Source organism: Micromonospora sp. NPDC050187 (assembly GCF_044459745.1).
Taxonomy (GTDB): Bacteria; Actinomycetota; Actinomycetes; order Mycobacteriales; family Micromonosporaceae; genus Micromonospora.
On the sequence record NZ_JBITJH010000032.1, the window covers coordinates 1 to 18,004 of the forward strand.

General features: G+C 76.0%; 2 protein-coding genes. Both read left to right on the forward strand.

The window, feature by feature from the left end:
- Positions 1-3,146 (forward strand): type I polyketide synthase (locus ACIBJE_RS29420; protein WP_396753535.1); only part of this gene is annotated, 3,146 nt, incomplete at its 5' end.
- A 43-nt stretch (positions 3,147-3,189) separates the two neighbouring features.
- Positions 3,190-17,988, forward strand: a complete 14,799-nt coding sequence (locus ACIBJE_RS29425; RefSeq protein WP_396753536.1) for a type I polyketide synthase — start codon at positions 3,190-3,192, stop codon at positions 17,986-17,988.
- Positions 17,989-18,004: the final 16 nt, after the last annotated feature.

The following is an 18,004-nucleotide window of genomic DNA, read 5'->3' on the forward strand; positions in this document are numbered from 1 at the left end:
AGAACCTGCGGCGGACGGTGTTGTTCGATCCGGCCGTGCGGGTGGCGGTCGAGGCGGGTCACACGACGTTCGTGGAGATCTCGCCGCATCCGGTGCTCACCATGCCGGTGACCGGCATTCTCGACGACGTCGGTGTCTCCGGGCACACTTTGGGGACGTTGCGACGGGGTGAGGACGATCCGACCCGGCTGCTGACCAGTCTCGCCACCGCCCACACCATCGGCCTGCCGGTCGACCTGGGCAGGGTGCTCGCCGAGACGGCGGTCGTCGACCTGCCCACCTACCCGTTCGCCCGGGACCGGTACTGGCTCCAGGGCACCGGCACGAGCCGGGCCGGGCTGCCGGCCGCCGGCCTGGACGCCGTGGACCACCCGCTGCTCAGCGCCGTGGCCGACCTGCCAGGCGACGAGGGACTGCTGCTCACCGGCAGGATCGGCCTGACCACCCACCCGTGGCTCGCCGACCACGCCGTACTCGGCACCGTCCTGCTGCCCGGCACCGCCCTGGTCGAACTGGTCTCCGCCAGCGGCGGACACGTCGGTGCTGCCCACGTGACCGAGCTGGTCCTGGAGGCCCCGCTCGCCGTGCCCGACGAGGGCGCGGTTGACCTGCGGGTACGGGTCGGGGCGGCCGACGGCGACGGCCTGCGGCCCGTCTCGGTCCACTCGTCCGTCGACGACGCCGACGACCAGCCGGGTACGGTCCGGCAGTGGCGGCGCCACGCCACCGGACTGCTCGCCCCCACCCGACCGGTCGACGCGGCCCCGGCCGGTGCCTGGCCCCCGGCCGACGCCGAGCCGATTGCCCTCGACGCTCTCTACCCGCACCTCGCCGACCAGGGCTACCACTACGGACCGGTGTTCCGCGCGCTGCGGGCCGCGTGGCGCAGCGGCGGCGACATCCTCGCCGAGGTGGCCCTGGACGACGACGCGTCCACCGACACCACCGCGTTCGGGGTGCACCCGGCGCTGCTCGACGCCGCCCTGCACGCCATCGGCGCCAGCGTGCTCGACCGCGCCGGGACCGCCCCCCGTGACGGTGCCGCCCAGCCGGGGCTTCCCTTCTCCTGGACCGGGGTGGCGATCCAGCCGACCCGGGCCCGGGAACTGCGGGTCCGGCTCACCGTCGGGGAGCAGTCGGTGGCGGCCACCGTCACCGACACCGGCGGGGTGCCGGTCGCCTCGCTCGACGCCCTGGTGCTGCGACCGATCACCACCGAGCAGCTCGGCGCCGCCCGGCGTACCGCCAACCGGTCGCTGCACCGGCTCGACTGGACCGAGCCGACCGCCGCGCCGGCTACCGCCCCCCGGCTCGTCGCACTCGGCGACGCCTGGCCGGGCGTCGAGAGGTACCCCGACCTGGCAGCCCTGGTCGCGGCCCTGGCCGGCGGGGCGACCCCGCCCGACGCGGTGCTCGCCCCGGTCACCGGCCAGCGCGCCGACGAGCCGGGTCCGGCGCGGGCGGCGCACCTGGTCAGCCACGAGACCCTGGCCCTGGTGCAGGAGTGGCTGACCCACCCGGAGCTGGAGGGTCCGCGCCTGGTGGTGGTCACCCGGGGCGCGGTCGGCGTCACCGCCGACGACCGGCTCACCGACCTGCCCGCCGCCACCGTGTGGGGGCTGCTCCGTTCCGCCCAGTCGGAGAACCCGGACCGGATCGTCCTGGTCGACCTCGACGACGACCCCCGCTCGGTGAACGCGCTGCCGGCGGCCCTGGCCACCGATGAGCCGCAGCTCGCGGTCCGGGCCGGTCGGCTCCGCACCCCCCGGCTCTCCCGGCTCGGCCCGCCGCCGTCCGACCGGCCGGCCCCCGACCTCTCCACCGGCACCGTGCTGGTCACCGGTGCCTTCGGGGCGCTCGGCCGGCTCGTCGCCCGGCACCTGGTCACCGGACACGCCGTCCGCCGCCTGCTGCTGGTCAGCCGGAGCGGCCCGGACGCCCCCGGCGCGGCGACGCTGACCGACGAGCTGACCGCGCTCGGCGCGACCGTCCAGGTGGCGGCCGTCGACGTCACCGACCGGGACGCGCTCGCCGTGCTGCTCGACGAGATCCCCGCCGACCAGCCGCTCGTCGGCGTCGTGCACTCCGCCGGGGTCCTCGACGACGGGGTGCTGCCCGCCCTCACCCCGGCCCGCTTCGACGCCGTCCTCGGCCCGAAGGTCGACGCCGCCTGGCACCTGCACGAGCTGACCGAGAAACTCGACCTGGCCGCGTTCGTGCTCTTCTCGTCCGCGTCCGGACTCTTCGGCGGTCCCGGTCAGGCCAACCACGCCGCCGCGAACGCGTTCCTCGACGCCCTCGCCCTGCACCGGCGGGCGCGCGGGCTGGCCGTCACGTCGATGGCGTGGGGGCCGTGGGCCAACCCGGACCAGCCCGGCGGGCAGCCCGGCCACGTCGACGAGCGGCGGATGAGCCGGAACGGCTTCCGGCCGTTCGACGGCGACGAGGGCATGGCGCTGTTCAGCGAGGCGCTGCGCTTCCCGGACCCGGTGGTCGTACCGGTGAACCTGGACCTCGGGGTGCTGGGCCGGCTCGGTCCGGCGCTGCCGCGCGTGCTGCACGGCCTGGTCCGGCCGGCCGGTGCCGCGCCGACCACCGCCGTCCCGGCGGCCGACGCGGCGGCGGCCCTGCGGGACACCCTCGCCGCCACCGGCGAGGGGGAGCGGGACCGGGTCCTCTCCGACCTGGTCCGCACCCACGCGGCGGCGGTCCTCGGGTACGCCTCGATGCGTGCCGTCGACGAGGAGAAGGGCTTCGTCGAGCTGGGCTTCGACTCGCTGACCGCGGTCGAGTTCCGCAACCGGCTCACCGCCGCCACCGGCCTGCGCCTGCCGTCCACCCTGATCTACGACCGGCCGACCACGACCGCGCTCGTCGGCTACCTGCGCGCCGCGCTGCTCGCCGAACGGACCACGTCGGCGCTGTCCGTACTGGGCGAGCTGAACAAGCTGGAGACCGCCATGCGGGCGGTCGCCACCGACGACACCGACCGTACCGCCGTCGCCGCCCGACTCCGCGAGCTGCTGTCCCTGTGGACGTACGCCGAGGCCGACGCCGACGACACCACCACGGGCGACGGCAACCTCGCCTCCGCCAGCGCCGAGGAGCTGTTCAACCTCCTCGACGACGAGCTCGGAACGGCCTGACCGCGGATGCCCCGGACCTCTGATCCCGATACGGAGTGGCCCGATGCCCACTGAGGCAGAGTTCCTCGACTACCTCCGCCGTGCCACCGCCGACCTGCGCGAGGCGCGGCGGCGGGTGCGCGAGGTGGAGTCGAAGGACCGCGAGCCGATGGCCGTCGTCGGCATGGCCTGCCGGTTCCCCGGCGGTGTCCGGGGCCCGGAGGACCTGTGGGACCTGGTCGCCGCCGGACGGGAGGGGCGGGGCGACTTCCCCACCGACCGGGGCTGGGACCTGGAACGGCTCTTCCACGTCGACCCGGACAACCCGGGCACCTCGTACACGGACAAGGGTGGCTTCCTCTACGACGCCACCGGCTTCGACCCCGGCTTCTTCGGCATCAGCCCGCGCGAGGCGCTGGCCATGGACCCGCAGCAGCGGCTGCTGCTGGAGAGCGCGTGGGAGGCGTTCGAGTCCGCCGACCTCGACCCGCAGCGGCTGCGCGGCAGCCGCACCGGCGTCTTCGCCGGGGTGATGTACCACGACTACGCCTCCCGGGTGCTGGACCTGCCCGAAGGGGTCGAGGGCTACCTCGGCACCGGCAACTCCGGCAGCCTCGTCTCCGGCCGGGTCGCCTACACGTACGGGCTGGAGGGGCCGGCGGTCACCGTCGACACCGCCTGCTCGTCGTCGCTGGTCGCCGTGCACCTGGCGGTGCAGGCCCTGCGCCAGCGCGACTGCGACTTCGCCCTGGCCGGCGGTGTGACCGTGCTCTCCACCCCCGGCGTCTTCGCCGAGTTCTCCCGGCAGCGTGGCCTCGCCCCGGACGGGCGCTGCAAGTCGTTCGCCGCCGCCGCCGACGGCACCGGCTGGGCCGAGGGCGTCGGCGTGCTGCTCCTCCAGCGGCTCTCCGACGCCCAACGCGACGGCCGGCGCGTCTACGCGGTGATCCGGGGCAGCGCGGTCAACCAGGACGGCGCGAGCAGCGGCCTGACCACCCCCAACGGCCCCAGCCAGGAACGGGTCATCCGGCAGGCGCTCGCCAACGCCCGGCTCGCTCCGACCGACGTGGACGCCGTCGAGGCGCACGGCACCGGCACCACCCTCGGCGACCCGATCGAGGCGCAGGCCCTGCTCGCCACGTACGGGCAGGACCGGGCCGGCACGGATCCGCTCTGGCTCGGGTCGGTCAAGTCCAACCTCGGCCACACGCAGGCCGCCGCCGGGGTCGCCGGCCTGATCAAGATGGTGATGGCGATCCGGCACGGCCGGCTGCCGGCCACCCTGCACGTCGACGCGCCGTCCCCGCACATCGACTGGACGGCCGGGGCCGTGTCCCTGCTCACCGAGGCCCGCCCCTGGCCGGCGGTGGACCGTCCGCGCCGGGCCGGCGTGTCGTCGTTCGGTATCTCCGGCACCAACGCCCACGTCATCGTCGAGCAGGCCCCCGCCGTCGAGGAGACCGAACCGGCGGCCGGGGCCGCCGTACCGCCGCTGGTCCCGGTGCTGCTCTCCGCCCGCGGCCCGGAGGCGCTCGCCGCGCAGGCCGGCCGCTGGGCCGACCACCTCGTCGCCGCCCCGGACGTCCGCCCGATCGACGTCGCGGTCTCCTCCCGCGCCCGCGCCGGGCTGGACCGGCGGGCCGTGGTGCTCGCCGGTGACCGCGCCGACCTGCTCGCCGGGCTGCGGGCCCTCGCCGTTGGCGAACCGACCGCCACGGTGGTCACCGGCACCGCCGGGCCCCGGGGACGGGTGGCGTTCCTCTTCTCCGGTCAGGGCGCGCAGCGCGCCGGGATGGGCCGGCAGCTCGCCGAGGCGTACCCGGTCTTCGCGCAGGCCCTCGACGAGGTCTGCGCCGCTCTCGACCCGCAGCTGCCCCGCCCGCTGCGCGAGGTGATGTTCGCCGAGCCCGGCACACCCGAGGCCGACCTGCTGGACCAGACCGTCTTCACCCAGGCCGGCCTCTTCGCCGTCGAGGTGGCCATGTTCCGGCTGGCGCGGTCCTTCGGCCTCACCCCGGACCTGCTGGCCGGCCACTCCATCGGCGAGCTGGCCGCCGCGCACGTCGCCGGGGTGCTCTCCCTCGCCGACGCGGCCACGCTGGTCGCCGCCCGGGGTCGGCTCATGCAGGCCCTGCCGGCCGGCGGGGCGATGCTTGCCGTCGCCGCCGACGAGGCGAGTGTGGTCGAGTCGCTGACCGGGATCACCGGCCGGCTCGGGATCGCCGCCGTGAACGGGCCCACCGCCGTCGTCGTCTCCGGCGACGCCGAGGCGGTCGACGAGCTGGCCGCCCTCTGGGCCGGCCGGGGCACCCCCACCCGCCGGCTGCGGGTCAGCCACGCCTTCCACAGCGAGCTGATGGACCCGATGCTCGCCGAGTTCGCGGCGGTCGCCGCGACGCTGAGCTTCCAGCCGCCCGGCGTGCCGATCGTGTCGAACCTGACCGGTCGGGTCGCCACCGCCGAGCAGTTGTGCAGCCCCGACTACTGGGTGCGGCACGTCCGGGAGGCGGTCCGCTTCGCCGACACCGTCGACCAACTCGCCGAGTCGGGCGTGGGCACCTACGTCGAGCTGGGCCCCAACGGGGTGCTCACCGCCATGGCGCAGGGCTGCCTCACCGACCCGTCGGCCGTGCTCGTGCCGCTGGCCCGCAAGGACCGGCCCGAACCCCGCGCCCTGCTGGAGGCCCTCGCCCAGCTCCACGCCGACGGGCTGGCCGTCGACTGGGACGTCCTGCTCGCCGACACCGGCGCCCGTCGGGTCGACCTGCCCACCTACGCGTTCCAGCATGAGCGGTACTGGCTGGAGCCGGTCGGCCGGATCGCCGACGTCTCCGGCGCCGGCCTCGGTGCGGCCGGACATCCGCTCCTCGGCGCGGCCGTCTCGGTGGCCGGCGAGGACATGGTGCTGCTCACCGGCCGGCTCGCCCTGGCCACCCACCCGTGGCTGGCCGACCACGCGGTCTCCGGCGTCGTGGTGCTCCCCGGCACCGCACTGGTCGAACTGGTCGTGCGGGCCGGCGACGAGGTCGGCGCGTCCCGGGTACGGGAACTGACCATCGCCGCGCCGCTGACCCTGCCCGACACCGGCGGCGTCCGGGTGCAGGTGCGGGTCGGCGCGGCCGACGACGCGGGCACCCGGTCGGTGACCGTGCACTCCCAGGCCGAGGAGGACCCCGACGCAGGCTGGACCCGGCACGCCGAGGGTGTGCTGGAACCCGCCACGAACGACGAGCCCGGTCTCGGCGTCTGGCCGCCCGTCGCGGCCACCGAGGTCGACCTCGCCGACTGGTACGACACCCTCGCCGGCCGGGGCCTGGCGTACGGGCCGGCGTTCCGGGGACTGCGCCGGCTCTGGACCGGCGACGGTGACCTGTACGCCGAGGTCGCCCTCCCGGAGGAGACCGCCGCGCAGGCGGGCGCGTTCGCGGTGCACCCGGCACTGCTGGACGCCGCCCTGCACCCGGTCGGCCTCCTCGTCGCCGGACAGGAGGGCGGTGCCCGGGTGCCGTTCGCCTTCGAGGGCGCGCAGGTGCACGCCTCCGGAGCGACGATGCTGCGGGTCCGGCTGACCCGCGACGGCCAGGCGGTGCGGCTGGTCGCCTTCGACGCCGCCGGCACGCCGGTGGTGTCGGTGGACTCTCTCGTCCTGCGGGAGATGGCCGGCCTGAACGCCCCGAGCGTCGCCACCCGCTCGCTGTTCGAGGTGACCTGGCCCGCCGAGGAGGTCACCGTCGGCGACGACCTCACCGGGTGGGCGCTGCTCGCCGCCCCGGACCGGACCGACCCGCCCGTACTGCCCACCTTCGCGGACGTGCCGGCGGTGCTCGCCGCCGTCGAGGCCGGCGCGGAACCGCCGCGCGTCCTCGTCCTGCCGGTCGCCGGCTCCGCCGACCTCGACCCGGCCGGTGCGCTCCGCGCCACCACCACCGACACCCTCGACGTGCTCCAGTCCTGGTTGGCCGCCGAGGCGCTGGCCGAGTCCCGGCTGGTGGTGGTGACCCGGGACGCGGTGGCCGCCGGCGCCGACGACACGGTCGCCGACCTGGCCGGCGCGGCGGTGTGGGGCCTGCTGCGGTCCGCGCAGTCGGAGCATCCGGACCGGCTCGTCCTGGCCGACGTGGACCGTGACCTGGACGCCGCCGTGCTGGCGGTGCTCGCCGGGGTGCTCGACGATCCCTCGACGACCGGCGGGCAGGTCGCGCTGCGTGCCGACGCGGTGCTGACCCCACGCCTGGTCCGGGCCGCCGTGACCGCGCCGGGCGAGACCGTGCCGACCGTCGGCGAGGGCACCGTCCTGGTCACCGGCGGCACCGGAGCGCTCGGTGCCCTGGTCGCCGAGCATCTGGTCACCGCCCACGGGGTGCGGTCGCTGCTGCTGGTCTCCCGGCAGGGCCCGGACGCGCCCGGCGCGGCCGAACTGACCGGACGGTTGACCGGCCTGGGCGCCCGGGTCGAGGTCGTCGCCGCCGACGTCACCGACCCCGACCGGGTCACCGCGCTGGTCGCCGGGGTCACCGGCCGGCTGGCCGGAGTGGTGCACACCGCCGGGGTACTCGACGACGGGGTGGTCTCCGCGATCAGCCCGGAACGGCTGGCCGGGGTGCTGGCGCCCAAGGCGACCGCCGCGTGGTGGCTGCACGAGGCCACCCGCGACCGGGACCTGGACCTGTTCGTGCTCTTCTCGTCCGTCGCCGGGGTGCTCGGCTCGCCCGGTCAGGCCGCGTACTCGGCGGCGAACACGTTCCTCGACGCGCTCGCCGCGTACCGCCGGGGGGCCGGCCTGCCGGCGACCAGCCTCGCCTGGGGCATGTGGGACACCGCCGGCATGGCCGCCACGATCGGTGCCGCCGACCGGGCCCGTTCCGTGCGGGCCGGCATCACCCCGATGAGCGCCGCCACCGGCCTGGAACTCCTCGACGCCGCTCTCGCCGCCGGCCGGCCCGCCCTGGTGCCGGCCGTGATCGACGTGCCGGCGATGCGGGCCCAGGTCGTCGCCGGCCGGGTGCCGTCGATGCTGCGGGTGCTGCTCGGCGCGGTGACCGTCCGCCGGCAGGCGGGCAAGGGCAACTGGGCCGACCGGCTCGCCGGACTGGACCCGCAGGAGGCCCGCGACCAGGTCGACGTCCTCGTCCGTGGCCTCGTCGCGCAGGTCCTCGGACACGGTGGCGCGGACGCCGTCCCGGCCGACCGGGCGTTCCGGGAACTGGGCTTCGACTCGCTGACCGCGGTCGACCTGCGCAACCGGATCAACGCGGCGACCGGGCTGCGGCTCGCCGCCACCCTGGTCTTCGACTACCCGACCCCGCAGATCCTCGCCGGCCAGGTGTACGCGGAGTTGGCCGGCGGCCGGTCCACCGTCACCACCGACGTGGTCACCCCCGTCGGCTCCGACGACCTGGTCGCGATCGTCGGCATGGCCTGCCGGTTCCCGGGCGGGGCGGACAACCCCGACCAACTCTGGGAGCTGCTGGCCACCGGCGGGGACGGGGTGGGCGAGTTCCCCGCCGACCGGGGCTGGGACCTGGACACGCTCTTCGATCCCGACCCCGCCACCAGCGGCACCTCCTACGCCCGGCAGGGCGGCTTCCTGTACGGGGCGGCCGAGTTCGACCCCGGCTTCTTCGGCATCAGCCCGCGTGAGGCCCTCGCCATGGACCCGCAGCAGCGGCTGCTGCTGGAGACCTCGTGGGAGGCGTTCGAGTCCGCCGGCCTCGACCCGCACCGGCTGCGCGGCAGCCGCACCGGCGTCTTCGCCGGGGTCATGTACCACGACTACGCCTCCCGGCTGATGGACCTGCCCGCCGAGGTGGAGGGCTACATCGGCACCGGCACGTCGGGCAGTGTGCTGTCGGGTCGGGTGGCGTACACGTTCGGTCTGGAGGGGCCGGCGGTCACCGTCGACACGGCGTGTTCGTCGTCGTTGGTGGCGTTGCACCTGGCCGCGCAGGCGCTGCGGTCGGGCGAGTGCGACCTGGCCCTCGCCGGTGGCGTGACCGTGATGGCCACCCCGGGGACGTTCATCGAGTTCTCCCGGCAGCGGGGCCTGGCTCCGGACGGTCGGTGCAAGGCGTTCGCCGGGGGAGCGGACGGCACCGGCTGGGGCGAGGGTGTGGGCGTGCTGCTGGTGCAGCGGCTCTCCGACGCCCGTCGGGACGGTCGGCGGATCCTCGCGGTGGTGCGGGGCACCGCCGTCAACCAGGATGGTGCGTCGAACGGGTTGACCGCGCCGAATGGTCCGTCGCAGCAGCGGGTGATCCGGCAGGCCCTGGCGAACGCCCGGCTGACCGTGGCGGATGTGGACGCGGTGGAGGCGCACGGCACGGGCACCACGCTGGGTGACCCGATCGAGGCGCAGGCGCTGCTCGCCACCTACGGGCAGGATCGTGCCGAGCCGTTGCTGCTGGGGTCGATCAAGTCGAACATCGGTCACACGCAGGCCGCCGCCGGTGTGGCGGGTGTCATCAAGATGGTCCTCGCCATGCGGCACGGGCTGGTGCCGCCGACCCTGCACGTGGACGAGCCGTCCCCGCACGTCGACTGGAGCACCGGGGCCGTCACCCTGGCCACCGAACCGACGCCCTGGCCGCAGACCGGCCGGCCCCGTCGGGCCGCCGTCTCGTCGTTCGGCATCAGCGGCACCAACGCCCACGTCGTGCTGGAACAGGCACCCGAGCCGGCCGCCACCGACCCCCAGCCGGGTGTCGTCGACGACGCCGGACTCGTCCCGCTCGTGCTCTCCGCCACCGACCGGGTCGCCCTGCGCGAGCAGGCCGCCCGGCTGCGCGGCCACCTCGCCGCGCACCCGGAGGTCGAACCCGCCGAGGTGGCGTACGCCCTCGCCACCAGCCGGTCGAGGTTCCCGCACCGGGCCGTCGTGCTCGGTGCGGACGGACCCGACCTGGCCCGTGGGCTCACCGCGCTGGTCGACGGCGAATCCACCGGCACAGTGGTGTCCGGGACGACGCTGCGCAACACCGCCCCCGTCTTCGTCTTCTCCGGACAGGGCTCCCAGTGGCCCGGCATGGCCGTGGACCTGCTGGACACCTCGCCGGTCTTCGCCGCCAGCATCGCCGAGTGCGAGGCCGTCCTCGCACCCTGGGTGGACTGGTCCCTGACCGACGTGCTGCGCGGTGCCGAGAACGCCCCACCGCTGGTCGCCTCCGGTGTGGTGCAGCCCGCGATCTGGGCGGTGATGGTCTCCCTGGCCCGGCTCTGGCGGTCGCTGGGGGTACGTCCCGGCGCGGTCGTCGGGCACTCCCAGGGCGAGATCGCCGCGGCCTGCGTGGCCGGCGCCCTCTCCCTGGAGGACGCGGCCCGGATCGTCGCGCTCCGCAGCCAGGTGCTGATCGACATCACCGGCCAGGGCGGCATGGTCTCCGTGGCCCTCCCGTCCGACCAGGTCCGCGAGCGGCTGCGCCGGTGGGACGACCGGCTCTGCGTCGCCGTCGTCAACGGCCCGGGATCGGTGGTGGTCGCCGGGGAACCGGACGCCCTCGCCGAACTGGTCGCCGAGTGCGCCACCGACGGGGTCCGCACCCGAGGCGTCGACGTCGACTACGCCTCGCACTCGCCGCAGGTCGAGGTGGTCGCCGACCGGCTCCTGGAGAGCCTGGCCGGGATCACCGCCCGCCCCGCCGAACTGCCGTTCTACTCCGCGCTCACCGGCGAGCAGACCGACACCACCACCCTCGACGCCGGCTACTGGTACCGCAACCTGCGCGAGACGGTGAACTTCGAGCGGGCCGTGCGTACGCTCCTCGCCGACGGGCACCAGGTCTTCCTGGAGGTCGGCCCGCACCCGGTGCTCAGCTTCGGCATGCAGGAGACCATCGACGCCAGCGAGCAGGACGCGGCTGTGGTCAACACGCTGCGCCGGGGCGCGGGTGGCCTGCCCCGGCTGCTCACCGCCCTGGCCGAGCTGCACGTGCACGGCGTCGAGGCCGACTGGACCGCCGTCTGCGGGGCGCGCAGCGGCCCGGCCGTCGCGCTGCCCACGTACGCCTTCCACCGGCAGCGGTACTGGCCGGAGACCCCGGTCCGGTCCGGCCCGGCGTCCACCGCCGACGACCCGGCCGACCGGCAGTTCTGGGACGCCGTCGAGCGGGCCGACGCCGACGCCCTCGCCGCCGCGATGCGCATCGACGCCGCCGAGGCCCGCAGCCTCGGCGACGCGCTGCCCGTGCTCTCCTCGTGGCGGCAACGCCGACGCGACGAGACCACCGTGGACGGCTGGCGCTACCGGGTCCAGTGGAAACCGCTGACCGAGGTGCCGAGCACCCCGCTGCGCGGCACCTGGCTGCTCGTGGCGTCCACCGCACACGCCGGTCACCCGCTGGTCGGGCAGGTCGTGCAGGCACTCGGCGAGGCCGGGGCGGACGTGCTTCCGCTGACCGTCGACGGCCCCGACCGGCAGGTGCTCGCCGCGCACCTCGCCGACCTCGACACCGACGCCGTCACCGGCGTGCTCTCCCTGCTCGCCCTCGACGAGGACGAGCACCCCGACCGGCCGGTGGTCCCCCTCGGTCTCGCCGGCACCCTCACCCTGGTGCAGGCCCTCGGCGACCTCGGGATCACCGCACCGCTCTGGTGCGCCACCACCGGGGCCGTCTCCACCGGTCGCGCCGACCCGCTCGACCACCCCCGGCAGGCCCTGGTCTGGGGACTGGGCCGGGTCGCCGCCCTGGAGCACACCGACCGGTGGGGCGGTCTGGTCGACCTGCCGGCGAAGCTGGACCGGCGCTCCCGCAACCGGCTCGCCGCCGCGCTCGCCGGGGTCGGGCACGAGGACCAGGTCGCCGTACGCCCCTCCGGGCTCTTCGTCCGCCGGCTCGCCCGCGCCGACGCGGACCTCAACCGGGCCGCCACCGGCTGGCAGCCGACCGGCACCGCCCTGATCACCGGCGGTCTCGGCTCGCTCGGCGCGCACGTGGCCCGCTGGCTGGCCCGCGCGGGCGCGTCCCACCTGGTGCTGACCAGCCGGCAGGGCCCGGCGACCACCGGGGCCGCCGAGTTGGAGGCCGAGCTGACCGGCCTCGGCGCACGGGTCACCGTCGCCGCCTGCGACGTGGCCGACCCGGACTCGCTGCGCACCCTGCTCGACCGGCTGGCCGGCGACGGGACCCGCGTCGACGCGGTGTTCCACGCCGCCGGGGTCGCCCCCGCCTGCCCGCTCGCCGACACCGACCTGACCGGGCTGGCCGACGCCCTGCACGCCAAGGTCGCCGGCGCGGTCAACCTCGACACGCTCGTCGGCGACGTCGACGCGTTCGTGCTCTTCTCCTCCGGGGCGGGCGTCTGGGGCGGTGGCCTCCAGGCCGGCTACGCCGCCGGCAACGCCTTCCTCGACGCCCTCGCCGAGGACCGGCGTCGCCGGGGCCGGGCCGCCACCGCCGTGGCCTGGGGCGCCTGGGACGGCGGCGGCCTGCTGGAGACCGAGGGCGCCGCCGACCACATGTTCCGCTCCGGGGTCCGCCCGATGCGGCCCGAACTGGCCGTCTCCGTGCTGGCCGGTGCACTCGCCCACGACGAGACCGCCCTCACCGTCGCCGACATCGCCTGGGACCGGTTCCACCAGACCTTCGCGATGACCCGCCCCCGGCCGCTGATCGAGGACATCCCCGAGGTGGCCCGCAACCTGGCCGCTCGGACCCGCGACGACGAGGAACCGGCCGAGGCGTCCCCGCTGCGCGGCCGGCTCGCCGGTCTCGCCGAACCGGAACGCCGTCGTACCCTGCTGGACCTGGTCCGGGTGCACGCCGCAGCGGTGCTCGGACACGCCTCCGCCGAGGCCGTCGGCGCGGACCGGCCGTTCCGGGAGATCGGCTTCGACTCGCTCAGCGCGGTGGAGATGCGCAACCGGCTCGGCGAGGCCGTCGGGCTGAAACTGCCCGCCACCCTGGTCTTCGACCAGCCCACCCCGACGCTGCTCGCCAGCTGGCTCGCCGACCGGATCCTCGGTGTCACCGCCCAGGTCGACGCACCCACCCGGGCCGTCGCCGCCCTCGACGAGCCGATCGCCATCGTCGCTATGAGCTGCCGCTACCCGGGCGGGGTGGAGAGCCCCGAGGAGCTGTGGCGGCTGGTCGCCGAGGGCCGGGACGCGATCGCCGCGTTCCCCGCCGACCGGGGCTGGGACCTCGACGCCATCTACGACCCCGACCCCGACACCCCCGGCACCTCGTACGTGCGGGAGGGCGGGTTCCTCACCGACGTCGGCGGGTTCGACGCGGGCCTGTTCGGCATCTCCCCGCGCGAGGCGCTGGTGATGGACCCGCAGCAGCGGCTGTTGCTGGAGACCGGCTGGGAACTGTTCGAACGGGCCGGAATCGCCCCCGCCGACATGCGGGACAGCAGCACCGGCGTCTTCGTCGGCACCAACGGCCAGGACTACGCGACCCTGCTGATGGCCGCCCGGACCGAGACCGAGGGCTACCAGGCCACCGGAAACGTCGCCGCGGTCCTCTCCGGCCGGCTCTCCTACACCTTCGGCCTCCAGGGACCGGCGGTCAGTGTCGACACCGCCTGCTCGTCGTCGCTGGTCGCCCTGCACCTGGCCGTGCAGGCGCTGCGGGCCGGGGAGTGCGAGATGGCGGTGGCCGGTGGCGTGACCGTGATGGCCACCCCCGGGCCGTTCCTGGAGTTCGCCCGGCAACGCGGCCTCGCCTCGGACGGGCGGTGCAAGTCGTTCGCCGGGGCCGCCGACGGCACCGGCTGGGGCGAGGGCGTCGGGCTGGTGCTGCTCCAGCGCCTCTCCGACGCCCGCCGGGACGGCCGCAGGATCCTCGCCGTGGTGCGCGGCTCCGCCACCAACCAGGACGGCGCGTCCAACGGGCTCACCGCCCCCAACGGCCCCGCCCAGCAGCGGGTCATCCGGCAGGCCCTGGCCAACGCCCGGCTCGACCCCGCCGACGTGGACGTCGTCGACGGCCACGGCACCGGCACCCGGCTCGGTGACCCGATCGAGGCGCAGGCGCTGCTCGCCACGTACGGGCAGGACCGGCCCGCCGACCGGCCGCTGCTGCTCGGCTCGGTCAAGTCGAACCTCGGCCACACCCAGGCCGCCGCCGGGGTCTCCGGCGTCATCAAGATGGTGCTGGCCCTCCAGCACGACGTGCTCCCGCCCACCCTGCACGTCGACGAGCCGACCCCGCACGTGGACTGGTCCGAGGGGGCCGTCACGTTGCTCGCCGAGCCCACCCCGTGGCCCGAGGTGGACCGTCCGCGGCGGGCCGCCGTGTCGGCCTTCGGGGTCAGCGGCACCAACGCCCACGTCATCCTCGAACAGGCCCCCGAGCCGGACGACGTCGCGGAACCCGCCGTCGAGGACACCACCCCGGCGGACACCGGGGTCACCGCGTTGCCGCTGCTGCCCTGGCCGGTCTCCGGCAACGACGAGGACGGGCTGCGCGCCCAGGCCGCCCGGCTGGCCGACTGGGCCACCACCGGGTCCGCCACCGACGACGCGGTGGCCCGTGCGCTGGCCACCGGCCGGTCGCACCTGCGGCACCGGGCGGTGCTGCTCGCCGCCGACCGGGACACGTACCTGGCCGGGCTGCGGGCGCTCGCCGCCGGGCAGGGCCACCCGGCCCTCACCCGGGACGTCGCCGAGCCCGGCGGCACCCTCGCCATGCTCTTTTCCGGCCAGGGCGCCCAGCACGCCGGCATGGGACGCGCGCTGTACCGGACGTTCCCGGTCTTCGCCGCCGCCCTCGACGAGGCCTGCCAGCACCTCGACGCCCACCTGCCCCGGCCGCTCCGGGAGGTGCTCAACGCCCCCGAGGACAGCGAGACGGCCGCCCTGCTCGACCAGACCGTCTTCACCCAGGCCGGGCTCTTCGCCGTCGAGGTCGCCCTGTACCGCCTGGTGGAGAGCTGGGGGATCACCCCCGACCTGGTGGCCGGGCACTCCGTCGGCGAACTCGCCGCCGCCCACGTCGCCGGTGTGCTCACCCTGCCGGACGCCTGCACCCTGGTCGGCAACCGGGGACGGCTCATGCAGGCCCTCCCGGCCGGCGGCGGGATGCTCGCCGTCGCCGCCGGGGAGGCCGAGGTGCGCGACCTCCTCACCCCGTACGCCGACCGGGTGGCCGTCGCCGCCGTCAACGGCCCGGCCGCCGTGGTGGTCTCCGGCGACGTCGACGCGCTCAGCGAACTGGCCGAGCAGGTCACCGCCCTCGGCGTACGGGTCAAGCGGCTCAGCGTCAGCCACGCGTTCCACAGCCCGCTGATGGAGCCGATGCTGGCCGGGTTCGCCGCCGTCGCCGCCACCGTCGACTACGCCGCCCCGACCATCCCGCTGGTCTCCAACCTGACCGGCCGGGTCGCCGACCCCGACGAGATCCGCACCCCCGACTACTGGGTGCGGCACGTCCGGGAGGCCGTCCGCTTCGCCGACACCGTCACCCACCTGCACGCCCTCGGGGTGGGCACGCTGCTGGAGGTCGGCCCGGACACCGTGCTCACCGCCCTGGCCGCCGAGGCCCTGCCGGACGACGGCCGCACCCTGGTCACCGGCCTCCAGCGGCCCGGCCGCGACGAGGTGGCGACCCTGCTCGGCGCGCTGGCCCGGCTGCACTGTCACGGCGTACCGGTCGGCTGGGCGGCGCTGCTGCCCACCGCCGACCCGGTCACCCTGCCCACGTACGCCTTCCGGCACCAGCGGTTCTGGCCGGTCGGTGACGGCACCGTGGTCGGCGCCGCCGCGCCGGCACCGGCCGCCGGCACCGTCGACGAGGCGTTCTGGCAGGCGGTGACCGCCGAGGACGGCGACGGGCTGGCCGCCCGGTTCGGCGTCGACCCCGACCAGCCGCTCCGCGCCCAGCTGCCCACCCTCGCCCGCTGGCACCGGCAGCGGCAGACCGACGCGCTGGTCGACGGGTGGCGCTACCGGATCACCTGGCCGCAGCGGCAGCCCACCGCCGGCCCGGTCACCGGCGACTGGCTGCTGGTCGTCCCGACCGGCCCGGACACCGGGACCGGTGACCGGATCGCCGCGCTGCTCGGCGAGCACGGCGGCACGGTCCGTACCGTGGCCGTCGACCCGGCCACGGTCACCCGCAGCAGCCTGGCCGGGACGCTCACCCCGGGCACCGGCACCCCGTCCCGGGTCGTGTCGCTGCTCGCCCTCGACGAGCGACCGCACCCCGACCACCCGGCGGTCCCCGCCGGACTGACCGGGAACCTCGCCCTCGTCCAGGCGGTCACCGACGCCGCCCCGGCCGGACCGCTCTGGCTGCTCACCCGGCAGGCCGTCAGCACCGGACCGGGCGACCCGATCGCCCACCCCGCCCAGGCCACCACCTGGGGCCTCGGCCTGGTCACCGCCCTGGAACACCCCGCCCACTGGGGTGGTCTGCTCGACCTGCCGGCCGAGCTGGACCCGACCGCCGAGGCGCACCTGATCCGGGCGCTGACCAACACCGACGCCGAGGACCAGCTCGCCGTCCGTCCCGCCGGGCTGCACCTGCGGCGGCTCGCCCGGGCCGCCCGGACCGAGCTGCCCGACACCCCCGCCTGGCAGCCGCCCGGCACGGTGCTCATCACCGGCGGCACCGGGGCGATCGGCCGGTACGCCGCCGCCTGGTTCGCCCGGCACGGCGCCCGCCGGCTGATCCTGGTCAGCCGGCGCGGCGCGGACGCCCCCGGCGTCGCCGACACCCTGGCCGAGCTGACCGACCTCGGCGCGCAGGGCCGCGTCGTCGCCTGCGACCTGGCCGACCGGGAGGCGGTCGCCGCCCTCGTCGCCGGGCTGCGGCGCGACGGCGAGACGGTGCACGCTGTCGTGCACGCCGCCGGGGTGGGTCGGCTCAACCCGGTCAGCGTGGTCGACGCCGACGAGCTCGCCGACGTGGTGGCCGGCAAGACCGCCGGTGCCCGGCACCTCGACGAGTTCCTCGACCCCGACGAGCTGGAACTGGTCGTCTACTTCTCCTCCATCGCCGCCGCATGGGGCGTCGGCGACCACGGCGCGTACGCCGCCGGCAACGCGTTCCTCGACGCGTGGGCGCAGTCCCGGCCCGCCGGGAAGGCCCGGGTGGTGTCGGTCAACTGGGGACCGTGGTCCGGCGGTGGCATGGTCAGCGACCAGCACGCGGTGGCGATGAGCCGGCGAGGGGTGTCCCTGCTGGACCGGGAGCCGGCGATGGCCGCCCTGCGCGCGGCGATCGAGGGCGACGGCACGGTGCTCACCGTCGCCGACGTCGACTGGGCCCGCTTCGCCCCGGTCTTCGCCTCCGCCCGGCCCCGGCCGCTGATCGACGACCTGCCCGAGGTGGCGGCGCTGCGGACCGGAGTTGACCCGGCCGCCGACGGCGGCGACGAGGTGCTCACCGGCCTGCGCAAGCGGCTCGCCGACCTCACCACCGCCGAGCAGAACCGGCTGCTGGTCGACCTGATCCGCACCGCCGCCGCCGAGGTGATCGGTCACGACAGCCCGCACGCCCTGGAGGCCGACCGGCCCTTCCGCGACCTCGGCTTCGACTCGCTGACCGCCGTGGAACTGCGCGGCCGGCTGGCGAAGGCCACCGGGCTCAGCCCGGCCAGCTCCGTGGTGTTCGACTACCCGACCCCGCAGGCCCTCGCCGAGCACCTGCGCGCCGAGCTGGTCAGCGAGGCGTCGGTGGAGGCGCTGCCCACCGTCGAGGAACTCGACCGGCTGGAGGAGGCGCTCGCCGGCCGCGAGACCGACGACATCGGCCGGGTCCGGATCACCATGCGGCTGCACCGGCTGCTGGAGCGCCTCGGCGCCGCCGAGCGGGGCGTCGGCGAGCGGGCCGACGAGGCGGCCGACGTGGCCGACCGGCTGCGGACGGCCAGCAACCAGGAGCTTTTCGATCTTTTGGACAGGGACCTCGGGCTCTCCTGAGGCACGCGTCACGTAC